The 24,393-nt window shown below is 73.6% G+C and carries 19 protein-coding genes; 5 read left to right on the top strand and 14 right to left on the bottom strand.

The window, feature by feature from the left end:
• Positions 1-97: 97 nt before the first annotated feature.
• Together ACZ6ZN_RS28320 and ACZ6ZN_RS28325 are read left to right on the top strand one after the other, a co-directional pair.
• Complete coding sequence (locus tag ACZ6ZN_RS28320; protein ID WP_469650600.1) at positions 98-1,477, top strand: uracil-xanthine permease family protein; 1,380 nt, start codon at positions 98-100, stop codon at positions 1,475-1,477.
• A 99-nt stretch (positions 1,478-1,576) separates the two neighbouring features.
• A complete protein-coding gene (locus tag ACZ6ZN_RS28325; protein ID WP_469650602.1) occupies positions 1,577-2,290 on the top strand; it encodes a DUF5995 family protein in 714 nt (237 codons plus the stop codon).
• Here ACZ6ZN_RS28325 and ACZ6ZN_RS28330 read toward each other — a convergent pair.
• Positions 2,287-3,984 (bottom strand): flavin monoamine oxidase family protein, encoded by a 1,698-nt coding sequence (locus tag ACZ6ZN_RS28330; RefSeq protein ID WP_398110733.1) that lies wholly within the window; start codon positions 3,982-3,984, stop codon positions 2,287-2,289. The genes ACZ6ZN_RS28325 and ACZ6ZN_RS28330 overlap by 4 nt on opposite strands.
• A gap of 48 nt (positions 3,985-4,032) precedes the next feature.
• Positions 4,033-4,821 (bottom strand): carbon-nitrogen hydrolase family protein, encoded by a 789-nt coding sequence (locus ACZ6ZN_RS28335; protein WP_469650604.1) that lies wholly within the window; start codon positions 4,819-4,821, stop codon positions 4,033-4,035.
• Between the two features lie 319 nt (positions 4,822-5,140).
• Here ACZ6ZN_RS28335 and ACZ6ZN_RS28340 point away from each other — a divergent pair, with 319 nt between their 5' ends.
• Positions 5,141-5,677: a Repetin gene (locus ACZ6ZN_RS28340; protein WP_469650607.1), complete on the top strand. Its 537-nt coding sequence runs from the start codon at positions 5,141-5,143 to the stop codon at positions 5,675-5,677.
• On the opposite strand, the gene ACZ6ZN_RS28345 is transcribed toward ACZ6ZN_RS28340, so the two are convergent.
• From ACZ6ZN_RS28345 to rpe, 7 genes are all read right to left on the bottom strand, one after another.
• Entirely contained in the window at positions 5,646-6,836 is a 1,191-nt protein-coding gene (locus ACZ6ZN_RS28345) for an MFS transporter (RefSeq protein ID WP_469650611.1), read from the bottom strand. The genes ACZ6ZN_RS28340 and ACZ6ZN_RS28345 overlap by 32 nt on opposite strands.
• A 138-nt stretch (positions 6,837-6,974) precedes the next feature.
• The gene (locus ACZ6ZN_RS28350) at positions 6,975-7,427 is read right to left on the bottom strand and encodes an Lrp/AsnC family transcriptional regulator (protein ID WP_104778814.1); all 453 of its coding nucleotides are present in this window, start codon (positions 7,425-7,427) and stop codon (positions 6,975-6,977) included.
• A 10-nt stretch (positions 7,428-7,437) separates the two neighbouring features.
• A complete protein-coding gene (locus ACZ6ZN_RS28355; RefSeq protein ID WP_451877239.1) occupies positions 7,438-8,907 on the bottom strand; it encodes an amino acid permease in 1,470 nt (489 codons plus the stop codon).
• A gap of 340 nt (positions 8,908-9,247) precedes the next feature.
• A complete protein-coding gene (locus tag ACZ6ZN_RS28360) occupies positions 9,248-10,690 on the bottom strand; it encodes a GuaB1 family IMP dehydrogenase-related protein (protein WP_398110728.1) in 1,443 nt (480 codons plus the stop codon).
• A 108-nt stretch (positions 10,691-10,798) separates the two neighbouring features.
• Positions 10,799-11,152, bottom strand: a complete 354-nt coding sequence (locus tag ACZ6ZN_RS28365; protein ID WP_469651052.1) for a barstar family protein — start codon at positions 11,150-11,152, stop codon at positions 10,799-10,801.
• A gap of 21 nt (positions 11,153-11,173) precedes the next feature.
• Positions 11,174-12,217 carry a sugar-binding transcriptional regulator gene (locus ACZ6ZN_RS28370; protein ID WP_398110727.1) on the bottom strand — a complete coding sequence of 348 codons (1,044 nt, stop codon included), beginning with the start codon at positions 12,215-12,217 and terminating at the stop codon, positions 11,174-11,176.
• 78 nt (positions 12,218-12,295) lie between these two features.
• Positions 12,296-12,982, bottom strand: a complete 687-nt coding sequence (gene rpe / locus ACZ6ZN_RS28375) for a ribulose-phosphate 3-epimerase (protein WP_469650616.1) — start codon at positions 12,980-12,982, stop codon at positions 12,296-12,298.
• Positions 12,983-13,137: 155 nt separating this feature from the next.
• Here rpe and ACZ6ZN_RS28380 point away from each other — a divergent pair, with 155 nt between their 5' ends.
• Entirely contained in the window at positions 13,138-15,279 is a 2,142-nt protein-coding gene (locus tag ACZ6ZN_RS28380) for an MMPL family transporter (protein ID WP_469650618.1), read from the top strand.
• Between the two features lie 36 nt (positions 15,280-15,315).
• Here ACZ6ZN_RS28380 and ACZ6ZN_RS28385 read toward each other — a convergent pair whose 3' ends face one another.
• On the bottom strand, positions 15,316-16,734 hold the full coding sequence (locus tag ACZ6ZN_RS28385) for an RsmB/NOP family class I SAM-dependent RNA methyltransferase (protein WP_398110724.1): 1,419 nt from the start codon (positions 16,732-16,734) through the stop codon (positions 15,316-15,318).
• Between the two features lie 641 nt (positions 16,735-17,375).
• Entirely contained in the window at positions 17,376-18,308 is a 933-nt protein-coding gene (gene fmt, locus ACZ6ZN_RS28390) for a methionyl-tRNA formyltransferase (RefSeq protein ID WP_469650621.1), read from the bottom strand.
• 259 nt (positions 18,309-18,567) lie between these two features.
• Here fmt and ACZ6ZN_RS28395 point away from each other — a divergent pair, with 259 nt between their 5' ends.
• Entirely contained in the window at positions 18,568-19,113 is a 546-nt protein-coding gene (locus tag ACZ6ZN_RS28395; protein WP_469650623.1) for a hypothetical protein, read from the top strand.
• Between the two features lie 263 nt (positions 19,114-19,376).
• On the opposite strand, the gene ACZ6ZN_RS28400 is transcribed toward ACZ6ZN_RS28395, so the two are convergent.
• The 3 genes from ACZ6ZN_RS28400 to coaBC all read right to left on the bottom strand — a co-directional run bounded on the left by ACZ6ZN_RS28400 (position 19,377) and on the right by coaBC (position 24,374).
• Entirely contained in the window at positions 19,377-21,530 is a 2,154-nt protein-coding gene (locus ACZ6ZN_RS28400; protein ID WP_469650626.1) for a primosomal protein N', read from the bottom strand.
• Positions 21,531-21,724: 194 nt separating this feature from the next.
• A complete protein-coding gene (gene metK / locus ACZ6ZN_RS28405; RefSeq protein ID WP_398110720.1) occupies positions 21,725-22,933 on the bottom strand; it encodes a methionine adenosyltransferase in 1,209 nt (402 codons plus the stop codon).
• Between the two features lie 238 nt (positions 22,934-23,171).
• Positions 23,172-24,374 (bottom strand): bifunctional phosphopantothenoylcysteine decarboxylase/phosphopantothenate--cysteine ligase CoaBC, encoded by a 1,203-nt coding sequence (coaBC, locus tag ACZ6ZN_RS28410; RefSeq protein ID WP_398110719.1) that lies wholly within the window; start codon positions 24,372-24,374, stop codon positions 23,172-23,174.
• Between the last annotated feature and the right edge of the window lie 19 nt (positions 24,375-24,393).

The raw sequence follows: 24,393 nt of genomic DNA on the forward strand, positions 1-24,393 counted from the left end.
GCACGGACCGTCCTGGTCAGCCCCGGTCACGACCGCTCCCCGCGCACCCCGACAATGGTCCGGACACTCGCACGCACGACGAAAGCGAAACCGCACCATGGATCTCGGCGTCCGCTGGAAAGTTCACGGCGACGGCAAGGTACCGGCGCCCGGCGCCGTGGTCCGCCCCGACGAGCGGCTCTCCTGGCCCCGCACGGCCGGGCTGGGCGCCCAGCACGTGGTGGCCATGTTCGGGGCGTCGTTCGTGGCCCCGGTCCTGATGGGCCTGGACCCCAACCTCGCGATCATGATGTCGGGCGTCGCGACCGCGGTGTTCCTGCTGGCCACCCGCGGCCGGGTGCCCAGCTACCTCGGGTGCTCGCTGTCCTTCGTCGGCGTGGCGGCCGTGATCCGCGCGCAGGGCGGCAGCAGCGCCACCGTCACCGGCGCGGTCTTCGTGGTGGGCGGCGCGCTGTTCCTGGTGGGCCTCGCCGTGCGGCGGTTCGGTGCGCGCATCATCCACGTGGCGATGCCGCCCATCGTCACGGGCGCGGTGGTCATGCTGATCGGCTTCAACCTCGCCCCGGTGACCGCGTCGACGTACTGGCCGCAGGACCAGTGGACGGCGCTGCTGGTCATGCTGTTCACCGGCCTCGCGGTCGTCTGTCTGCGCGGCTTCTGGTCGCGCATCGCGATCTTCCTCGGGCTGGTCTTCGGATACGCCGTCTCCTGGGTCTTCGACCTGGCCTTCGGGAAGATCCACTCGGCGGACGGCAGCGGCAAGGTCACCGACCACTGGCGGCTGGACCTGTCCGGCGTGGGCCAGGCCGACTGGATCGGACTGCCGACCCTGCACGGCCCGTCCTTCGAGTGGTCGGCGATCCTGGTCGCGCTGCCGGTCGTCATCGCCCTGGTCGCCGAGAACGCCGGGCACGTGAAGGCGGTCGGCGAGATGACCGGCGACTCGCTGGACGACAAGCTGGGCACGGCGATCGCGGCCGACGGCGTCGGCTCGATGCTGTCGACCGCGGCTGGCGGCCCGCCCACCACCACCTACTCCGAGAACATCGGCGTGATGGCCGCGACCCGCGTCTACTCGACGGCCGCGTACTGGGCCGCCGCCGGCTTCGCCCTGCTGTTCGGCCTGTGCCCCAAGTTCGGCGCGGTCGTGGCGGCGATCCCGGGCGGGGTGCTGGGGGGCATCACGGTCATCCTGTACGGCATGATCGGCCTGCTCGGCGCGCAGATCTGGATCAACGCCGAGGTGGATCTGCGCAATCCGCTGAACCTCGTCCCGGCGGCGGCGGGCATCATCATCGGCGTCGGCAACGTGTCGCTGAAGTTCACGGACACGTTCTCGCTGAGCGGCATCGCGCTCGGCACCCTCGTGGTGATCACCGGCTACCACGCCCTGCGGGCCTTCGCCCCGGCCCACCTCAAGACGCAGCAGCCCCTGCTCGACGAGGGCACCTCCTCCTACGGCGACGCCAAGTCCTAGACCGCCGAGGTCGCGTGACGCCCGGCCGCGTTCCCCCGTTTCGGGGAAGCGCCGGGCCCGCCGGTACTGCCGCCGGCCCGGAGCTGGGACTCTGCCCGCATGCCGCGATGCGAACCACTCCCCCCAGCCGTGGACACCCCGGTCGACGCCGTGATCCACCGGATGCGCGCCCTCGACGCGGCCCTGCACCCGCGCGACGGCGTGGCGGTCTTCAACCGCGTCTACCTCGCCGTGACGCAGGAGGTCGACCGCCACGTCGAGGCCGGACGGTTCACCGACCCGCACGCGGCGGTCACGCTGGACGTGCGGTTCGCGCGGCGCTATCTCGACGCCGTCGAGGCGGCCCTGGACGAGCGGCGCCCACCGGCCTGCTGGCGGCCGCTGTTCCAGTTCCGCCGCCATCCCGGGGTGCGGCCCCTGCAGTTCGCGCTGGCGGGCATCAACGCGCACATCGGCCACGACCTCGCGCTGGCCGTCGTGGACACCTGCCGTGCGCTCGGCTGCGCCCCGGCCGAGCTGGAGGACGAGTTCGAGGCGGTGGGCGATCTTCTCGTCTCGCTGGAGGAGCGCATCCGCGAGGACCTGATGCCGGGCCCCGACCTCCTCCAGATCGCCGACCCGCTGACGCACCTGCTCGGCTCCTGGAGCCTGGACCGTGCGCGGGACGCCACCTGGACGGCGGCCCGCGCCCTGTGGGCCCTGCGCGAACTCCCCGACGTGGCCGGGGAGTTCACCGAACGCCTGGACACGGCGGTGGGCTTCGCGGGGCGCATGCTGCTCACGCCCCTCGACCTGCCCGCGCGGTGGTGCTAGTCCTCCGGCAGTTCCACGGGCGCGATCTCGTCGTAGAGGTCGCCGGGGCCCGGGTTGGTCGGGTCGGTCTCGCCGCCGAAGTGGTGCATGACGCCCCAGACCGCGTTGAGGGCGGTCTGGATCGCGCCCTCGGCCCAGCCGGCCGTCCAGGAGATGTCGTCGCCGGCGAGGAAGATGCCGCGCTTGTCCTCGGGCAGCCGGTCCTGCATGAAGTGCGTGAACAGGCGCCGCTGGTAGCGGTAGTGGCCGGGCAGGTTGGCCTTGAACGCGCCCATGAAGTAGGGCTCGTTCTCCCAGGAGACCGTCACCGGGTTGCCGATGATGTGCTTCCTGATGTCGACCTTGGGATAGATCTCGCCGAGGGACTTCAGCATGACCTCCATCCGCTCGTTCGCGGACAGCGGCAGCCACTTCAGGCTGTCGTCGCACCAGGTGTACGACAGGCAGATGACCGCGGGCTTGTCGGGGCCGTCGTCCAGCAGGTAGGTGCCGCGGGTCATGCGGTCGGTGAGCGTCATCGACATGACGTCCCGGCCGGTCTCCTCGTCCTTGTCCAGCCAGAACGGGCGGTCCACCGGCACGAACAGCTTGGAGCTCTCCATGTAGTGGGTGCGCTCGATCGCGGTCCAGTGGTCGATCGGGAAGAGCGAGTCGTCGCACTGGATCTTCGACAGCAGCATCCAGGACTGGGCGGTGAAGATCGCCGCCTGGTAGGTGCGGATGTCGCCGCGGGCGTCCGTCACCGTGATCCGGTTGCCGGCCGTGCGGTGCAGCCGGGTGACGGCCGGGCGCGGCTCGCCGCCCTCGTGCAGGGTCGCCAGCGAGGTGCCGAGCGGCCAGTGGACGATCTTCTGCGGCTCGCGCTCCCACAGGCGCAGCGGCAGCTGCTGGGAGCCGCCCACGATGCCGCGGTGGTGGTCGTCGGCCTCGGTGTAGACGACGCGCAGGATCTCCAGGATGGAGTTGGGGAAGTCGGTGTCCCAGCCGCCCGTGCCGAAGCCGACCTGGCCGAAGATCTCCCGGTGCCGGAAGGACTTGAACGCCTCGGAGTCGCACAGGAAGCCGTAGAAGGTCTGGTTGTCGAGCTTCTCGACGAGCTGGGACCAGATCTCGCGGATGCGCGGCACGTCCCGCTCGCGCAGGGCGCGGTTCATGTCGGAGAAGTCGGCGCCCTCCTCCAGGCACCGGCCCCAGGCCTCGGCGACGTCCCGGTAGACCTGCGGCAGGTCGTCGATGGTCTCGGCGTAGTGCGCCTCGCCCTTGAGGTCGACGACGGTCGAGGGGGTCGTCTCGGCCAGGGGGTTGGGGAACGGACGCGTCTGCAGGCCCACGAGGTCGATGTAGTGCTGCAGGGCCGTCGAGGACGGCGGGAAGCGCATGGCGCCCATCTCCGCGGTGAGCGACTCGTCGCACCCCTCGAAGCCGACGGTGCGCAGCCGGCCGCCGATCTGGTCGGCCTCGTACACGACCGGCTTGAGGCCCATCTTCATCAGCTCGTACGCGGCGACGATGCCGGACAGCCCGCCGCCGATGACCGCGACCTCGGTGCCGTGCTCGGTCGCGGGTATCTGCCCGAGTCCGGCCGGGTGGGCGAGGTAGTCGTCGTACGCGTACGGGAAGTCCGGGCCGAACATGGTGATCGGCGGCTGCTGCGCGTCTGCGTGCTCGACGGCGTTGGGCACGGTGGACGTCATGGGGTACGGACTCCTTGCACGGGTACGGACGGGTGGTTCGGGGGGGGATCAGACGAGCGGCCGGTACAGGCCGGGCCGCCGGTCGCTCAGATACGGGTTGGCCTTGCGGGAGGCGGCGACGAAGGCGGGGTCGACGTCGGCGAGGACGAGGTCCTCACCGCGGCCGGCCCGGGTGCGGGCGATCCCGTCGGGGCCGGCGAGCGTCGACAGGCCCACGAACTCGAACTCGCCCTCGCGGCCGACCCGGTTGACGTACGCGACGTACATCTGGTTCTCGAAGGCCCGCACCGGGATCATCGACTCGGCGACGAACTGGAACGGGTGCATCTGCGCGGTCGGGACGATCAGCAGGTCGGTGCCGGCCAGGGCGTGGGCGCGGACGTTCTCCGGGAACTCCACGTCGTAGCAGATGAGGATGCCGACGCGCACGCCGTCGATCTCGGCCTGGACGACCGGCTGCTCGCCGGGCGTGAAGTGGTCGCGCTCGAAGCAGCCGAAGAGGTGGGTCTTGCGGTAGTTGGCGAGCCGGGCGCCGTCGGCGGAGATCAGCTGGGCGGAGTTGAACACCGTGTCGCCGGCCCGCTCGGGGTAGCCGTAGGCGATGGCCAGGCCGTGGTGCGTGGCGATCTCCGCGATCGCGTCCGCGCAGTCGCCGTCGGCGGGTTCGGCGAGCCGGCCGATGTCGTCGCCGATCGCGTAGCCGCTCAGGAACATCTCCGCCGTGACGAGCAGCCCGGCGCCCGCGGCGGCGGCCCGGCCCGCGGCCTCGTCGAGGACCTTGAGGTTCTCGACGGTCGAGCCGGGGCGGCCGGAGCTCTGGAGCAGGGCGGTGCGCATGCGTGTTCCTCACGGGGCGGAGGGGTGGTCGAAGGGCCCACGAGGTCGTTGAAGGGGCCACGTAGACGGTACGGGCGGCTGACCAGGGGGGACAAGAAGGAGCCGTTGCGCGCTGCTGAACGGTTCGTTGCGTGCCTCCGGGGCCGGGCGGCGATTCGTTGCGCGACCCGAGGAGGAGCCCGGGTCGTCCTGGAAGGCGGGGGTCGTCCCGTCCGCCCCGCCGCGCGGCGGAGACGGGGTCCCGCCCTGGGCGCGACGACCCGGCGGGCACGGGCCGGGAGAGTGGGGACCGTCCACACGACCTGCGGAAAGGACCGCAATGAAGCGCCGTACGAAGATCGTCGTGCTCGGTTCCGCACTGCTGCTCACCGCCGGGGCGGCCTCCGCCGCGACGGCCTCCGGCACGCCCCGGCAGCGGGAGGCCGCCGCGCTCACCGGCACCGCCGAGTTGTACCGCTCGGCCGGGGACGACATCACGTTCACGTTCGACGCGCACCTGGCAGCGGCGGACGGGGCCGACCCGACGAAGGCCACCGGGACCTTCACGTTCAGCCACTATCGGGACGGCTCCGGGGCCCGGGCCGAGGTGGAGGTCGACTGCCTGGTGACGGGGGGCAGGGTGGCCGTCGTCTCGGGCGTCGTCACCGAGTCCGACCTGCCGGGCGCCGAGGGCAAGCGGGTGGGCGTCACCGTCCACGACCTGGGCCGCCACGACCGGCTCGGCTACAGCTGGGCCGCCACGGGCAGCCCCGCCGAGACCGACGGGTTGCCCAAGTGCGTGAGCTCCGCCCCCTTCGAGAAGGTCAGGAAGGGGACGGGCGACTTCACGGTCGTGCCGTGGCGGCCCGCGCTCTGACCAGCGCCAGGGCGGTGACCAGGTAGGGAATCGCCAGGAGGGCGAAGACGGTGGCGTGCGCCAGCTCCGTGCCGAGCAGCGCGTACACGCCGAACGTGGCGACCGTCGCCAGTTCGGTGCCCAGGCCGGCGACGGAGGTGAGCGTGGCCCGGCGCGACTCGTCGATCCGGTGCTGGAGCCGGACGTCGGCGAGCACCTCCGCCAGCTGGAACGCCGCGAAGGCGAGGGCGACCGGAACGATCCCGGCGAGCGACCGGGCCGCGGCGCCCACGGCGAGGGCGAGCGCGCCGATCGTCAGCAGGGCCGCGAGCCCGGCCGTGCCGAGCCGCTCGGCCGGTCCGGTCAGCAGGCTGCCGGCGGTGACGCCCGCCCAGATCAGCATGAGCAGCCAGGGCACGGTGGCGTCGGCCACGCCGATGTCCCGGACCAGCAGGGGGGTGTACTCGTCGAGGGCGCCCCAGACCGCGGCCACGGCCGGGACGAGCAGCAGCGCGCCGCGCACCGCCCGGTCCCCGCGAACTCCGGCGAGCCCGGACCGCAGGGTCGCCGCCCAGCCGTCGCCGCCGCCTCCCGGCCGGGCCCGGTGCTCCGGGAACCGGGTCGCGGTCAGGGCGGCCAGCAGGCAGGCCAGGACGCTCGCGGCACCGACGGCCGGGTAGCCGCCCCGGGCGAACACGGGCGCCGCGAGGCCGATGGAGGCGACCGTGCCCAGCAGCCGGGCGGCCCGGGCCCGGCCCATGACCCGCGCGTAGGCGCCGGCGGCGCCCTGGTGGTCCAGCTCGTCGTAGACCAGCGCCTCCAGGGCGCCGGACCCGAGGGCACCACCGGCCCCCCACAGGACGAAACCGGCGGCGAAGGCCGCGTACGAGGGGACGGCCACCCACAGCGTGAAGCCGAGGGCGGTGAGCAGCGGGCCGATCCACAGCAGTGCGCGGCGCGACACCGCGTCCGCCCAGGCGCCGGAGGGCACTTCCAGCACCACCGAGGTCAGCGACCACAGCGCGAAGAGGGACGAGATCTGCCACAGCGGCAGGCCGGTGTCGGCGAACAGCAGCGCGTACAGCGGGTAGAGCAGGACGAAGTCGTCGAGGAACGCGTAGCCGTACAGCGTGCGCGTCAGCCGGCGGACGCCGGGCGCGCGCGGGGGCGTGAGTGTCATGGGGCCTTCCCGTCAGGACCGATCGGACGCCGGGGGTACGGCGTCCGGGGCGGTCCCCGGGAGGCACGGCAGGTGGATCAATGTCGCCGGTTCATGGCACCCAGGCTAGGCCGGTCGGCCCGCGGGGGGCCACGGGTATTACGTCGGCGACCCGGACGAGAAGCGCCGCAGCAGCGGCGAGAGGACGAGCACGGACTTGGTGCGCTCGACGAACGGCTCGCCGGCGATCCGCTCCAGGACCCGTTCGAAGTGGCGCATGTCGGAGGCGAAGACCTGGGCGATCGCGTCCGCGTCCCCGGTGACCGTCGAGGCGGCCACGACCTCCTGGTAGCGCTCCAGACCGCGCTGGATGGTCTCCGGGGAGGTGTTGCCGCGGCAGTAGATCTCGACGAACCCCTCGGTCTCCCAGCCGAGGGCGCCCGGGTCCACCCGTACGGTGAAGCCGGTGATGGCCCCGGTCGCCCGCAGCCGGTCCACGCGCCGCTTCACGGCGGGCGCGGACAGGCCGACGAGCGAGCCGATGTCGGCGTAGGAGCGGCGGGCGTCCTCGGCGAGGGCGTGCACGATGCGTTCGTCGAGATCGTTCAGCACTGTGGGTCGATCACTTCTCGGATGGTGCGAGTCGGGAGCGGCGGTAGCCGTACACGAAGTAGAACACGAGCCCGGCCGCCATCCAGACACCGAAGACCACCCAGGTCACGGTGGACAGGCTGCCCATCATCCAGACGCAGAAGCCGAAGCCGAGCGCCGGCAGCACCGGCGAGAGCGGCACCCGGAAGGTGCGGGGCAGGTCCGGCTTGGTCCGGCGCAGCACCACGACGGCGATGTTGACCAGCGCGAAGGCGAACAGGGTGCCGATGCTGGTGGCGTCGGCGAGCTGCCCGAGCGGGATCGCGGCGGCCAGGACGCCGCAGAACAGCGACACGATCAGGGTGTTGGCGCGCGGCGCGCCGGTCTTCGGGTGGACCCGGGCGAACACCTTGGGGACCAGTCCGTCGCGGGACATGGCGAACAGGATGCGGGTCTGGCCGTAGAGCACGGTCAGCACCACGCTGGCGATGGCGATGACGGCGCAGAAGGCGAGGAGCGTGCCCCAGAAGCTCTGCCCGGTGACCTCGCGCATGATCTGGGCGAGGGCGGCCTCGGAGTCGGTGAAGCCCTTCCAGGGCTTGGCGCCGACGGCGACGGCTGCGACCAGCACGTACAGCGCGGTGACGATGACCAGCGACAGCATGATCGCGCGGGGCAGGTCGCGCTGGGCGTTCTTGGCCTCCTCACCGGCGGTGGAGGCGGCGTCGAAGCCGATGTAGGAGAAGAACAGCGTGGCACCGGCGGCACTGACCCCGGCCATGCCGAGCGGCATGAAGTTCTCGTAGTTGCCGGAGCGGAAGCCCTGGACGCCGATGGCGCAGAACAGCACCAGCGCGGCGATCTTCACGACGACCATGACGGTGTTGGCGCGGGCCGACTCGCGGGCGCCGCCCAGCAGGAACGCCATGGCGAGCAGGACGACGATCAGCGCGGGCAGGTTGAACACGCCGCCGTCACCGGGCGGCGCGGACAGGGCCGCCGGGATGGTGACGCCTATGGTCCCGTCGAGCAGTTCGTTGAGGTACTCGCCCCAGCCGACGGCCACGGCGGCGACGGACACGCCGTACTCCAGCACCAGGCACCAGCCGCAGACCCAGGCGATCAGCTCGCCCATCGTTGCGTACGCATACGAGTAGGAGGAGCCGGAGACGGGGATGGTGCCGGCCAGCTCGGCGTAGGACAGGGCCGAGAACAGGGCGGTCAGACCGGCGATGACGAAGGAGAGCGTGACGGCCGGGCCCGCCTTGGGGACGGCCTCGCCGAGGACCACGAAGATGCCGGTGCCGAGGGTGGCACCGATGCTGATCATGGTGAGCTGCCACAGCCCCAGGGAGCGGCGCAGCGATCCTCCCTCGCCCTGCCCACCCTCCGCGACCAGGCGTTCCACCGGCTTGCGGCGCATGAGGCGCGCGCCGATGCCGGGGGACGCGGGGGCGGCTGTCTGGCCTGGGTTGTGCGGGGGTGCGCCTTGGTCGAGCACGCGCTGGCTCCTTTTCGCTGCCGGTCAGGGCGGCAGGGACCGCGGGCACCCTTGAGCAGGGACCCACCGAGCGGAGTCCCCGCCACGCCACGTACGAGGCGACAGCCTACGAGGATCGGCGTTGCTCCCGAAATGCAGCAACCTTGCGCATACCCGCAAGATCATTGCGTTGACGGGGGCGCCGTGAGCGTTCGTTGCAGGGCGGCTGTCGACTGTTGCACCGGCCCGCGTCACGGGGGCTCCGGCGGGGTCCCCGCCCGCTCGGCGGCCGGCATGCGGAACGGCCCCCGCCGTCCCGCTGGGCGGGTCGGCGGGGGCCGTTCAGGAAGGTGGCGGGCGGTCAGCTCCAACTCGCGTGCAGGGGCTTGCCCTCGGCGTAGCCGGCGGCGCTCTGGACGCCGATGACGGCCTTCTCGGCGAACTCGGCCAGGGAGCCGGCGCCGGCGTAGGTGCAGGAGGAGCGGACGCCCGCGATGATCGAGTCGATCAGGTCCTCCACGCCGGGGCGGGCCGGGTCGAGGAACATGCGGGAGGTGGAGATGCCCTCCTCGAACAGCGCCTTGCGGGCGCGGTCGTACGCCGACTCCTCGGAGGTGCGGTTGCGCACGGCGCGGGCGGAGGCCATGCCGAAGGACTCCTTGTAGGCGCGGCCCTGGGCGTCGTGCTGGAGGTCGCCCGGGGACTCGTAGGTGCCGGCGAACCAGGAGCCGATCATCACGTTGGACGCGCCGGCGGCGAGGGCCATGGCGACGTCGCGGGGGTGGCGGACGCCGCCGTCGGCCCACACGTGCTTGCCGTACTTCGCCGCCTCGGCGGCGCACTCCAGGACGGCGGAGAACTGCGGCCGGCCCACGCCGGTCATCATGCGCGTGGTGCACATGGCGCCGGGGCCGACACCGACCTTGACGATGTCCGCGCCGGCCTCGATGAGGTCGCGCACGCCTGCGGCCGCCACGACGTTGCCCGCCACGATCGGCACCTGCGGGTCGAGGTCGCGCACCAGCTTCAGGGCGCTGATCATCGACTCCTGGTGGCCGTGCGCGGTGTCGATGACGAGCGTGTCGACACCGGCCTTCAGCAGCTGCTCGGCCTTGCCCGCGACGTCGCCGTTGATGCCGACGGCCGCCGCGACGCGCAGCCGGCCGCGGTCGTCGGTGGCCGGGGTGTAGAGCGTGGCGCGCAGGGCGCCCTTGCGGGTCAGGATGCCGGCGAGCGTGCCGTCGGGGTGGACCGCGGGGGCGTAGCGGCGGTTGGCGTGGTCGAGGACGCCGAAGGCCTCGCCCGGGTCCTTGTCGGCGTCGATGAGCAGCAGGTCCCGGGACATGACCTCGGAGAGCTGCGTGAAGCGGTCCACGCCGGAGAGGTCGGCGTCGGTGACCACGCCGACGGGCCGGTGGTGCTCGTCGACGACGACACCGGCGTCGTGCGCCCGCTTGGGCAGCAGCCCCAGCGCGTCGGCGACGGTCTGGTGCGGGGACAGGATGATCGGGGTGTCCAGCACCAGGTGCCGGCTCTTGACCCAGGCCACGACGTCGGTGACCACGTCGATCGGGATGTCCTGCGGGATCACCACCAGGCCGCCGCGGCGGGCCACGGTCTCGGCCATGCGGCGCCCGGCGATGGCGGTCATGTTGGCGACGACGAGCGGGATGGTGGTGCCCGTGCCGTCCGGGGAGCTGAGGTCGACGGCCTGCCGCGAGCCCACCGAGGAGCGGCTCGGCACCATGAAGACGTCGTCGTACGTCAGGTCGTACCCGGGCTGGATGTCATTGAGGAAACGCACGTGCTGCACATCCCAGTCGATCAGAGGTGACCCCCGGACCGGCCGGCCAGGGGGAAAGAGCACGTACTTCATTGTCCCATGACACCGGCGCTCCCGACCCCGGGCGAATCATCCAGCCTGGTCAGGGCCTCCTTCGGAGGATGCTCCAAGGCCGAGGGTCACGAACAGGCCCGGGCCGCGGTCCGTGGCCTCGGCGAAGATCTCCTCGGCGACCTGCCACTCCTCGGGCCGGGCCTCGGCGTAGCCGCGCCAGCCGCGCACGACGACCAGCAGACCCCGCTCCACGGCCCCCTCGGGCCACAGGGCGGGGTCGGACAGGCAGTCGGCGAGGGCGTCCCAGTTGCGGCCGAACCAGTCGGGCAGCGCCAGGTCGCGGGCGCAGCGGTCCATCAGGCCGGCCTTGTCCGTGACCCCGTCGAGGTCGAGGACGCGCACGATCCGGCCCGCCGGGTCGTGCGGCAGGGGCACCTGGCCGGCCATGGGTCAGGCCCCGTCCGGGTCGGCGCGGTTGAGCGCGGGCTTCGGGGCCGGGCCCGCGGTCATCAGGTAGTCGGCGGCCGAGGTGTCCGTCACCAGGCTGGTGACCAGCCCGGAGCGCAGCACGGCGTCGATCGCCGGCCCCTTGCGCTGCCCGCCCGCTATGGCGACGACCTCGGGGATGCGGCGCAGCTGGTCGGCCTTGACGGTGATGCACCGCTCGCCCAGGTCCCGGCCGACCCGGCGCCCCTCCGCGTCGAAGAGGTGCGCGGACATCTCGGCGGCGACACCGAGCGAGGCGTAGTGCGCGCGCTCCTCGTCGCTGAGCATGTCGTGCACCGTGGAGATGCCCGGCTCCCAGGACCCGATGGAGACGCAGGCGACGGTGACCTTGTCGAAGTGCTCGAAGGCCCGGGCGATGCCCGTCTGGTTGCGCAGCGCCGTGGCCGTGGCGGCGTCGGGCAGCAGCATGGGGGCGTAGATGGGGTGGGCGTCGCCTCCGGAGACCTGGGCGGCCCGCCGCACGGCCTCGACCGAGCCGCGTTCGGCGGTCCCGGCGTCGTACACGCCGGTCAGCTGCACCACCGTGCACGGCGGCAGCCGGTCGAGCGCCGCCGCCATGTGGATGGTGGAGCGGCCCCAGGCGAGGCCCAGGACGTCGCCCTCGTCGACCAGTTCGCCGAGCAGGTCGGCGGCCACCTCTCCCAGGTTCTCGGGGTCGGGCGTCTCCTCGGCCTCGGCCGGCGACTCGACCACGACGGCGTGCCGGAGGCCGTACCGGGCGCGGAGCGCGTCCGAGCGGTCGGCGTCCAGTTCCGCGGGCACCCTGATCTCGATGCGTACGAGGTCCCGTTCGAGGGCGGTCTCCAGGACCCGGGCCACCTTGAAGCGGCTGACGCCGAACTCCTCGGCGATCTGGATCTTGGACTTGCCCTCGAGGTAGAAGCGGCGGGCCATGGCCGCCGCCTGCACCAGCTCAGCGGGTCCCATCCGCATGGCTGACCGGCCCGCCGACATACCCGACACGGCGATCTCCTCACTGCTGTTCACACTCTGGATTCGCCGTTCATCCTTGCAGATCCGGCGCGGATGATCAGCCCTGATGAGAGCCGTTCACTTTGCTGTGGCTCAGTGGCCGCACGCCCATGTGGCCTTCGCGGTGTTCGCCTCGGCCTGGGTGCGTAGTGCACGTACCGCTTCTGCCGGGTCGTTCGCCCCGTAGACCGCCGATCCGGCGACGAAGACGTCGGCTCCGGCCTCCGCACAGCGCTCGATAGTGGAAGCGGAGACTCCGCCGTCGACCTGGAGCCAGAGCTCCAGCCCGTGCTTGCTGATCAACTCGCGGGTCCGGCGGATCTTCGGAAGCATGATGTCGAGGAAGGCCTGTCCCCCGAAGCCCGGCTCGACCGTCATGATCAGCAGCATGTCGAGCTCGGGGAGCAGGTCCTCGTACGGCTCGACGGGAGTCGCGGGCTTCAGCGCCATCGAGGCGCGGGCGCCCTTGGCGCGGATCTCCCGGGCGAGCCGGACCGGCGCGGCGGCGGCCTCGACGTGGAAGGTGACCGAACCGGCCCCCGCCTCCACGTACTGGGGCGCCCACCGATCGGGGGCCTCGATCATCAGATGGCAGTCCAGCGGAGTGTCCGTCGCACGGGCGAGCGACTCTACGACCGGCACCCCGAGCGTGAGGTTCGGGACGAAATGGTTGTCCATGACGTCGACGTGGAGCCAGTCGGCTCCCTGCACGGCCTGCGCCTCGTCCGCGAGGCGGGCGAAGTCGGCGGACAGGATGCTGGGGTTGATCTGCACGGCCATGTCCTAAGACTGCCATGCCCCGCGGGGGTTGTGGGCACCGGACCCAGCTGCTCCGCCGGCCGCGGGACCCACCTGGCTCGTCGCGCCCGCGCGGCGGAGCCGCACGTGTCACGGCCCCGCGCCTCTCGCGGGGCGTCTCCACGGAGGGGGACGACATGAAGCAGGGCGTCGCGCACCTCGTCTGCGGACGGCGGGCCAAGTGGCTCGTGCTGGTGTTCTGGGTGGTCGTCCTGCTCGTCGCCGCCCCGTTCGCCATGAAGCTGACCGACGCCCAGGACAACGACGCGGCGTCGTGGCTGCCCGGGTCCGCCGAGTCGACCCAGGTGCTTCAGGAGTCGGAGGACTTCCGGCCGGAGCAGATCCCGGCGGTGGTGATCTACGCGCGGGACGGCGGGCTGACGCCCCAGGACCGGGCGCGGATCGCTCAGGACGTGCGCGAGCTGAGGGAGTTGCGCGACCACGGCATCCGGGGCGCGCAGACGCGCGGGCCGGTCCTCGACCGGGCCACCGATCCCCGGGCCGCGCAGGTGTTCGTGCCGATCACCATGGACGAGAAGGGCTGGGAGCGGATCTCCCCCGCGGTGGAGTCCATCCGCGACGACGTCGGCGGGAGCGGGGGCGGCCTGGCCGTGCACGTCACGGGCCCGGGCGGTACGGCGGCCGACTCGGCGGAGGCCTTCGAGGGCATCGACTCCACGCTGCTGTTCGCGGCGATGACCGTCGTGATCGTCATGCTGCTCATCACCTACCGCAGCCTCACCCTGCTGGTGGTGCCCCTGATCTCGGTGGTGTGCGCCCTGTTCACCGCCCAGGCGCTGATCTACGCCCTGGCCGCGCACGCGGGCCTGACGGTCAACGGGCAGAGCGCCGGCATCCTCACGGTGCTCGTCTTCGGCGCGGGGACGGACTACGCCCTGCTGCTGGTCGCCCGCTACCGGGAGGAGCTGCGCCGGCACGAGGACCGGCACGAGGCCATGGCCCTGGCCCTGCACCGGGCGGGACCGGCCGTGCTCGCCTCGGGGGCGACCGTGGTGCTGAGCATGCTGGTGCTGCTGGCCGCCGAGATGAACTCCACCAGGGGCCTCGGCCCGGTCGCCGCCATCGGCGTCGCCGTCGCCCTGCTGGCCATGATGAGCCTGTTCCCCGCCCTGCTGGTCGTCTGCGGCCGGTGGATCTTCTGGCCGGTGATCCCGCACCTGGGCTCCGCCGAGCCGACCGAGCGGGGCTTCTGGGCGCGCACGGGCCGCCGGATCGCCCGCCGGCCGCGCACCACCTGGGCCGTCACCGCGCTCGCGCTGGCGGTCTGCTCCCTGGGCCTGATCCAGTTGCGGGCCGAGGGCATCCCCAACGCGGACGCCTTCACGGGCGAGCCGGACTCCATCACGGGCCAGCAGGTGTCGGCCCGCTACTTCCCGGCGGGCAGCGGCGACCCGCTCGTCGTGGTCAGCGACCGGGAGCAGGCCGTCGACGTGGGCCGGGCGGTCGCGCGGACCCCGGGCGTGGTGCCGCAGTCCCTCGGGCTGCCGCCGGGCACCAGACCCGGCTTCGAGGGCAGGGTCCTCTTCGAGGCGACGATGACGGCCCCGGCGGACAGCGAGGCCGCGAAACAGACGGTCGAGCGGGTCCGCGACGCCGTGCACGCGGTGCCGGACGCCGACGCCCGGGTGGGCGGCGGCACGGCGGCCCTGCTGGACATGGACGAGGCGACCACGCACGACAACGTGCTGATCATCCCGCTGGTGCTGGTGGTCGTCCTGCTGATCCTCTGCGCCCTGCTGCGGGCCCTGGTCGCCCCGCTGCTGCTGATCGGCACGGTGATCCTGTCGTTCACGGCGGCCCTGGGCATCAGCGCGCTCGCGTTCCGGTACGTCTTCGACTACGCGGGCGAGGCGACCGACTTCCCGCTGTTCGTGTTCGTGTTCCTGGTGGCCCTGGGCATCGACTACAACATCTTCCTGACCACCCGGATCCGCGAGGAGGCGGCCCGCCAGGGCACCAGGACGGGCGTGGTCACGGGCCTCGCCGCCACCGGCGCGGTGATCACCTCCGCCGGTCTGGTCCTGGCCGGGACGTTCGCCGCGCTCGGCACCCTGCCGCTGGTCGCCTTCGCCGAGATCGGCTTCACGGTCGCCCTCGGCGTCCTCATCGACACGTTCATCGTGCGCTCGGTGCTGGTGACGTCCCTGTTCCTGGACATCGGCCCGAAGGTGTGGTGGCCGCACCGGCTGGCCCGGGAGGACGGCAGGGCCCCGGCCGGGGAGCCCGCCGGAGCAGCGACCGGCCGCCCCGACGGGTGACACGCGCCGGGGCGGACGCCCGCCGGCCCGCGGGGGTCAGCCGGTCCGGCGGATGAGCGCCAGGTACATCGCGTCGGTGCCGTGCAGATGCGGCCAGAGCTGCACGTCCGGCCCGTCCCCCAGGTCCGGCACGTCCGGCAGCAGCCCGCGGGCGTCGATGAGATCGGTGTCCGGGAACTGCTTCAGCACGTCGGCGACCACGGCCCGGGTCTCGGCGAGGTGCGGCGAGCAGGTCGCGTAGCCCACGACACCGCCGACGCGCACCGACTCCAGGGCGGTGCGGAGCAGGCCGCGCTGGAGCGGCGCGAACCCCTCCAGGTCCTCCGGGCGGCGGCGCCAGCGCGCCTCGGGACGGCGGCGCAGGGCGCCCAGACCGGTGCAGGGCACGTCGACCAGCACCCGGTCGAAGCTGCCGGGCCGCCACGCCGGGCGGGTCCCGTCCGCGGCGATCACCTGGTACGGCCCGGGGTTGCCGTCCAGGGCCCGCGCCACCAGCCCGGCCCGGTGGGTCTGCTTCTCGGAGGCGACCAGCAGGGCTCCCCGCTGCGCGGCCAGGGCACCCAGCAGTGCGGCCTTGCCGCCCGGTCCGGCGCACCCGTCCAGCCACCGCCGGTCGGGCCCTTCCACCGGCGCGTTGGCCAGGGCGATCGCGACGAGCTGGCTGCCCTCGTCCTGCACTCCCGCCCGCCCGTCGCGCACGGCGGCGACGGCACCCGGCTCCCCGCCCTCGGTCAGCCGCACCGCGTACGGCGACCAGCGTCCCGGCACGGCGGCGTCCTCGTCCAGCAGCTCCTCGGCGCCGGAGCGGCCGGGCCGGGCCACCAGGGTCACCTCGGGCCGCTCGTTGTCGGCGCGCAGCAGCTCCTCGATGCCGGCGCGGCCGCCGCCCAGGGAGTCCCACAGCGCGGACACGACCCACCGCGGGTGCGAGTGCACCACGGCGAGGTGGTCCTCGGGGTCGTCCTCGTAGGGCGGCGCCACCCGTTCCAGCCAGCCGTCCAAATCGTGCTGGGCGACCTTGCGCAGCACGGCGTTGACGAACTTCGCCCGCCCGTCGCCCAGCACCACCCGGGCCAGTTCGACGGTGGCGGAGACGGCCGCGTGCGTGGGGATGCGGGTGCCGAGCAGCTGGTGCGCCCCCAGGCTCAGCACATCCAGCACGGGCGGGTCGACCTCCCCGAGCGGCCGGTCCACGCAGGCCGCCAGCACCGCGTCGTACGTCCCCTGCCGCCGCAGCGTCCCGTACACCAGCTCGGTGGCCAGCGCCGCGTCCCGGGCGTCGAAGTCGCCCTGCTCACGGGCCTTGCGCAGCAGGGGCGGCAGGACGAGGTTGGCGTAGGCGTCGCGCTCGTCCACGGCCCTGAGCGCCTCGAAGGCGAGGATGCGGACGGGGTCCTTCTTGGGCCGGCGATAGGGCTTGCCGGACGTGCGGGGCCGGCGGGGCTGTTCACTCACGAAAAAGGTGCTCCGGGTGTGAGAAGAGATGCGCGCCCCAGCCTACGCCGGGTGCCGTCCGGCGGTGGGGCGGAGGGCACGTGCGGCACACTGCCGGGCGGCGGGGCGGGGCCGGTGCGGGGATCTCCGGCGCAGGGCCGGACGGCGGGCCCGGAGAGTACGTGCGGAGCACCGCCGGACGGCGGGGCCGCAGCGCAGGACGCGGGCGGCGCGGCGCCTGACGGCGACGCCGGTGCCGGGTTTCCGGCGTAACGCCGGACGGCAGGCCCGCAGCGGAGGGTACGCGCGGCGGACCGCCGGACGGCGGCGCCGGTGCCGAGGTTGCCGGCGTAGCGCCGGACGGCTGGCCCACAGCGGAGGGCAGGTGCGGCGGACCGCCGGACGGCGGGACCGCAGCGCAGGACGCGGGCGGCGCGGCGCGCTGCCGGACGGCGGGGGGCCGCAGCCGGGAGGGCAGGTGCGGAGCACCGCCGGACGGCGGGGCCGCAGCGCAGGCAGGCGCGGCGCACCGCCGGACGGCGGGGCCGGGGCGGGGTTCTCCGGCGCAGGGCCGGGCGGGGTGGGCCGCAGTGGGGTGCTCGGCCGGTGACGGACAGCGGACCCGGCGGCGCTGACGGACCCGGCGAGCCGCCGGGTGGGCGTCAGCTTCCGAGCCGCTCCTCTTCCCCGATCCGCACCCCGCGCGCCCAGTCCGCGGCCCGCATCGGCTTCTTGCCCTGGGCCTGCACCCACAGCAGCTCCACCGCGTACGAGCCCGTACCCACATGCACGCTGTTCTTCCCGGCGGCGATCTCCCCCGGGGCGAGGTCCGTGCGGTCGGGCACCGGCGTGACCTGGATGAGCTTGAGCCGCTCGCCGCGGAACGTGGTCCAGGCACCGGGCGCCGGGGTGCAGCCCCGCACCACCCGGTCGACGCGCAGCGCGGGCGCGGACCAGTCCAGGTGCGCGTCCTCCACGTTGACCTTCGGCGCCAGGCTGACGCCCTCGGCGGGCTGCGGCACCGCCTTGAGCGTGCCGTCCTCGATCCCGTCCATGGTCGCCGCGAGCAGCCCGGCCCCGGCGAACGCGAGCCGCGTCAGCAGGTCACCGCTGGTGTCGGTGGGCCGGATCTCCTCGGTCACCGTCCCGTACACCGGGCCCGAGTCGAGCCCCTCCTCGATGAGGAAGGTCGACGCCCCGGTGATCTCGTCACCGGCCATGATGGCGTGCTGCACGGGCGCTGCACCCCGCCAGGCGGGCAGCAGCGAGAAGTGCAGGTTCACCCAGCCGTGCGCGGGGACGTCGAGGGCGATCCGGGGCAGCAGCGCGCCGTAGGCGACGACGGGGCAGCAGTCGGGCGCGATCTCCCGCAGCCGCTCCAGGAACTCGGGGTCCTTCGGCTTCACCGGCTTCAGCACCTCGATCCCGGCCTCCGCCGCCCGCTCGGCGACGGGCGACGCGACGAGCCTGCGCCCCCGCCCGGCCGGAGCGTCGGGCCGCGTGACGACGGCGGCCACCTCGTGCCGTCCGGAGGCGAGAAGAGCGTCCAGGGCGGGAACGGCGACCTCGGGTGTACCGGCGAAGACGAGCTTCATGGGGTGCTGGGGGCCTCTCGGGGCGGGGGCGGGTGACGGGCGACGCCCCAGTCTATGAGCCGGACGCGGGAAGCCGCCGACAGCGGCCGGCGAACGCCGGGGGCGAGGCGCACGCCCCGCGCAAACAGGCGCACGCATATGCCCCTACGCCCCTGCACCGTGACCAGCGGAGCGAATCCGCGTTGGTCAAGACAGAGTTGACCACAGAGGGCCGCAGTCGCGGCCCGTTCCTTTCAACGCCGGTTCGAGAGGCTTGTTCATGGCCGACCACGCAACCCACGACGCCCAGGCTCGGGCCAGCCTGCACTTGCTGGTGCGCGACATCGAGCGGGTCCGCCGGCAGGTGGACGCACTGCGCACCCTCACCGCCCAGCTGGGCAACGTCTACCGCCCGCGCCGCTCCGGCCCGTCCACGGGCTTCGTCGTCTACGGACGCGCACCCGCCCCGACGGTACGTCTCGCCCAGGAGCTGCGGGACAGCGTCGAGACCCTGGTGACGGCGGCCGTGGACTTCGACCGCTCCCTCGGCTTCTCGTGGGACGCCGTCGGATCCGCGCTGGGTGTCACCAAGCAGGCCGTGCACCGCCGGTACGGCGCCCGCCGGGCGGCGGCGCAGACGGTCACGGCCGAGCCGGAGCGCACTCCGGAGCCGTCCGGCACGCGCACGGTCAACGCGCCGGCCGGACTCCCCACGATGCCGACCGTCCCCGCGGCCCGCTCCATGCCGACGCAGCCCACCGCCGGGAGCCCGGCGCTGCGCGAAGAGGTCCGGCCGACGGCCTTCCCCGGCCCCCGCAACGGCTGACACGCGACGGCTGACCAGCGACGGCTCACCGCCTCACCCTCCTGCCCTCCCGGCCCCCTCCGGGAGGGCAGCCGCGTGTCCAGGCCAACGCGCCAACCCAGGCGACACACCCTCGACAGCCATCAGCCGAAGGGCGGCACCCTCCCCCAGCCGCGCCCCTCCGCCGAACAGCCCGCTCCCGCCCAAGCCCCCACCGGACCCGTCCAGGCCCCCACCGGATCCGCCCGGGCCCCACCCAACCCCAGGTCCGGGCCCGACGGGTCTCAGCCGATGTCGGCCGGGTCGATCCGCACCCACACACCCGTCCCCTGACCACTCCCCCGGGCCGTCCTCGCCGCCTGCGCGGCCTTGAGCGCTGCCGCCAGGGCCGCGCCCCGGCCGGGCGGCACGCGCAGCAGAGCCCGCTCCCACTGCTCCCCGGGCGGCGGAGCCCCGGCCCGGCGCGGTCGTCCCGCGGGGGGCACCGGCAGGGGCACCGGCCCCAGCACCTCGGCCTCGGACGGCAGTTCGGCCGTCCGGAGGAAGTCGGCCACCGCCTCCGGCGGGCCCGACACGGCGGCCATCCGGGACACCGGCGGAAATCCCAGCTCGGCCCGCTCGGCGAGCTCCCGCACCGCGTGCCCGACGGGGTCCCAGCGCACCAGCGCCTGCACCGGCCGCAAAGTCGGCTCGGCCACGACCACCACCGTGCCGCCGGCCGACTGCGGCCGGACCAGGGCCGCGGCGGCGATCCACCGCCGCAGCGCGTCCTCCCCGGCCCGCAGATCGGGCCGCCCGAGCATGGCCCAGCCGTCCAGCAGCAGCGCGGCCGCGTAGCCGCCCTCGGCGACGGGCTCCGCCCCCGGTGTGCTGACGACGAGCGCGGGCGCACCCGGCACCGTGTCGAGCACGTGCTCCCGCCCCGAGGTCCGCACCGGGACCGCCGGGAACGCCCGGCCCAGTTCCTCGGCCGTCCGCCGCGCTCCCACGACCGAGGCGCGCAACCGGAACCCCCCGCACTCCGGGCAGTGCCAGGCAGCCTCCTCACGGCCGCACCAGCCGCAGCACAGCGCCCCACCGTCCCGCGTCTCCAAGGGCCCGGAGCAGTGCCGGCACCGCGCGGGCGCCCGGCACTGGGCACAGGCCATGCGCGGCACGTAGCCCCGCCGGGGCACCTGCACGAGCACCGGCCCCTGCTTCAGGCCCTCCCTGACGGCCTGCCAGGCGAGCGTGGGAAGCCGGGCGGCCCGGGCGGCCTCGTCCCGGGCGAGGTCCATGTCCCCGACGGTCCGTACCAGAGGGGCCGCGGCGCGCACCTGGTCCCGGCCGGCGACGAGCGGGCGCGCCCAGCCGGTCTCGACGAGCTGCGCGGCCTCCACCGTGCAGGCCCAGCCGCCCAGCAGGAAGCCGCAGCGGTCCTGCGCGGCGCGCAGCAGCAGCACCTCGCGGGCGTGCGGCTGCGGGGCGTGCTGCTCGCTGTGGCTGTCGTCGCCGTCGTCCCAGAGGGCGACCAGGCCCAGGTCCTGGACGGGCGCGAACATCGCGGCGCGGGTGCCGACCACCGCCCGCACGGAACCGCGCCGTACCGCGAGCCACTGGGCGTAGCGCTTCTCGGGGCCGGCGTCGGCGGTGAGGACCGCGTGCCTCCCCTCACCGAGCAGGGCGGTGAGCGCGGCGTCGGCCCGGGCGACCGCCCGGCCGTCGGGCAGGACCACCAGGGCGCCCCGCCCGGACGCCAGCGTCGCCGCGACGGCGCGGGCGAGCTCCTCGCTCCACTGCGGACCCGGCAGCGCGTTCCACACGGCCCGGGGCGCGCCGCCCGAGGCGAGGGACTGGAGGAAGGCCGCCCCGCGCTCGTAGCGCTGCCAGGAGGCCGGTTCGGGGGCCTCGGGCGGCGGCAGCGGCTCGGGGGAGGGACGCTGCTCGGCCCGGGCGTTGCGCGGCGGCACGGCCAGTTGCAGCACGTCGGCGAGGCTGCCCGCGTACCGGTCGGCGACCGCCCGGGCCAGTGCGAGCAACTCCTCGCTCAGCACCTGCTCGGGCGAGACGACCTGGGCCAGGGCGGCCAGCGGACCGGAGTAGTCCGACTCGGGCAGCCGCTCGACGAGGAAGCCGTCGATCAGGCCGCCACCCTCGCGGCGTCCGTCCCGCACCCGGTTCCGCCCGGCCCCGAAGCGCACCCGGACCCGCACGCCCGGCCGGGCCTGCTCGTCCAGCTCCTCGGGCACGGCGTAGTCGAAGTAGCGGTCGAGGTGGAGCACGCCCTTGTCGACGAGGACCCGGGCGACCGGCAGTTCCTTGGCGAGCGCGGCTCCACGCCAGGTCCGCGGCTTGGCCCGGGGCGTCTTCGCCTTGCGCACGCTCTCGCGGATGAGCGCGAGCTGCTCGGGCGGGGCGCCCTGCGCCTCGCCGTCCACCTGCTCGTTCTCGCTGCTCACGCCTGCATTCCTACCAAACACCACTGACATCCGACGGCTGCCGGGTCCCCCGCGGGCGCGACACCCGGCACCCCGCCCCGGCGCCCGCCGCCCGGACGCGACGGAACCGGCCGCGTCGGAACCCGACGCGACGGGGCCCGGCCCCCCGCAGGGTGCCGGGCCCCGTCACACAGGTGCCGTACGTACGGTCGGGACTACAGCCCCGCCGCCTTGCGCAGCGCGTCCACGCGGTCGGTGCGCTCCCAGGTGAAGTCCGGCAGCTCACGGCCGAAGTGGCCGTACGCGGCGGTCTGGGAGTAGATCGGGCGGAGCAGGTCCAGGTCGCGGATGATGGCGGCCGGGCGCAGGTCGAAGACCTCGTCGATCGCCTTCTCGATCCGGTCCGTGTCGACCTTGGCGGTGCCGAAGGTCTCGACGAACAGACCGACCGGCTCGGCCTTGCCGATCGCGTACGCGACCTGCACCTCGCAGCGCGTGGCCAGGCCGGCGGCCACCACGTTCTTGGCGACCCAGCGCATCGCGTACGCCGCGGAGCGGTCGACCTTGGACGGGTCCTTGCCGGAGAAGGCACCGCCGCCGTGCCGGGCCATGCCGCCGTAGGTGTCGATGATGATCTTGCGGCCGGTCAGGCCGGCGTCGCCCATCGGGCCGCCGATCTCGAAGCGGCCGGTCGGGTTGACCAGGAGGCGGTAGTTCTCCGTGTCGAGCTTGATGCCCTCGTCCAGCAGCGCCTTCAGCTCGGGCTCGACCACGAACTCCTTGATGTCCGGAGCGAGCAGCGACTCCAGGTCGATGTCGGAGGCGTGCTGGGAGGACACCACCACCGTGTCCAGACGGACCGCCTTGTCACCGTCGTACTCGATGGTGACCTGCGTCTTGCCGTCCGGGCGGAGGTAGGGGATGGTCCCGTTCTTGCGCACCTCGGACAGGCGCCTGGACAGGCGGTGGGCGAGGAAGATGGGCAGCGGCATCAGCGTCGGCGTCTCGTCCGTCGCGTAGCCGAACATCAGGCCCTGGTCGCCCGCGCCCTGCTTGTCGAGCTCGTCGTCGTCACCCTCGACACGGGTCTCGTACGCCGTGTCCACGCCCTGGGCGATGTCCGGGGACTGCGCGCCGATGGACACCGACACGCCGCAGGAGGCGCCGTCGAAGCCCTTCTTGCTGGAGTCGTAGCCGATCTCGAGGATCTTGTTCCGGACCAGCGTCGCGATGTCCGCGTACGTCTTGGTCGTGACCTCGCCGGCCACGTGCACCAGGCCGGTCGTGATCAGGGTCTCGACGGCGACGCGCGAGGAGGGGTCCTCGCGCAGGAGCGCGTCGAGAATGGTGTCGCTGATCTGGTCAGCGATCTTGTCGGGGTGACCCTCGGTCACGGACTCCGAGGTGAACAGGCGACGGGACACAACGCTCCCTGGGGTTGCAGCGGCTGCTGGCTGATCAGTGGCGGACGGCGGGGGCTGCACCCGGCGCCGTCCGTGGAACAGTTTACGGGTCACGCTTCGGCCACGGCCCCCCTGTCTCGTCCCTCGGGAGCGCTGTGACCTGCGGCACGGGCATTCTGCCCAATTCCGAGCGGCATTGGCCAGAGGCGCCACGCCCCGATCCACCCGGTTTCGAGCGGCGCTGAGGCTGGAGGCAGCTTCAGGCCAGTCGTTCGGCCACGAGATCCCACACGATTTCGGCCAGCGCCTCCTTGGGGCCGTGCGCAACGGCGGTCTCGCTGCCGTCGGCACCGAGCACGACCGCCTCGTTCTCCTCGGAGCCGAAGGTCTTGCGCTCCCCCACCTCGTTCACGACCAGCAGATCGCAGCCCTTGCGCTTGAGCTTGGCGCGGCCGTTGGCCAGGACGTCGTCGGTCTCCGCGGCGAAGCCGACGATCACCTGTTCCGGACGCGGGCGGTCGGCGGAGATCTCGGCGAGGATGTCCGGATTCCGCACCAGGGTGATCGGCTCGGGTTCCCGGTCGTCCTTCTTCTTGATCTTTCCGGTGGCGTAGGCCGCGGGGCGGAAGTCGGCGACGGCCGCCGCCATGACCACGGCGTCGGCCCCGGCGGCCGCCGCGAGGACCGCCTCCCGCAGCTGCACGGCCGTGCCGACCGGGACCACGTCCACGCCGGCCGGGTCCGGGAGGGTGCTGTTGGCGGCGACGAGCGTGACGCGGGCACCGCGGGCGGCGGCGGTGCGGGCGAGGGCGTAGCCCTGCTTGCCGGAGGAGCGGTTGCCGAGGAAGCGGACCGGGTCGAGGGGCTCCCGGGTGCCGCCGGCGCTGATCACGACGTGCCGCCCGGTGAGGTCGGGCTCGCGCACACCGCGGGCCAGCACCCGGCGGCAGACCTCGAAGATCTCGGCCGGGTCGGGGAAGCGGCCCTTGCCGGTGTCGACGCCGGTGAGGCGGCCCACGGCGGGCTCGACGACCAGGGCGCCGCGGCGGCGCAGCGTCGCCACGTTCTCCTGGGTGGCCGGGTGCTCCCACATCTCCGTGTGCATCGCGGGGGCGAAGACGACGGGGCAGCGGGCGGTGAGCAGGGTGTTGGTGAGCAGGTCGTCGGCGAGGCCGTGGGCCGCCTTGGCGAGCATGTCGGCGGTGGCCGGGGCGACGACGACCAGGTCGGCGTGCTGCCCGATGCGGACGTGCGGGACCTCGTGGACGTCGTCCCAGACCTCGGTGGAGACCGGGTTGCCGGACAGGGCGGACCAGGTGGCGGCCCCGACGAAATGCAGGGCGGAGGCGGTGGGCACCACGCGCACGTCGTGACCCGACTCGGTCAGCCGCCGCAGCAGCTCACAGGCCTTGTACGCGGCGATGCCGCCGCTGACCCCCAGTACGACCTTCGGCTTGTCCACTGTCTCTCCCCGGACCTCG

It is taken from the genome of Streptomyces sp. NPDC053665 (genome assembly GCF_055585285.1).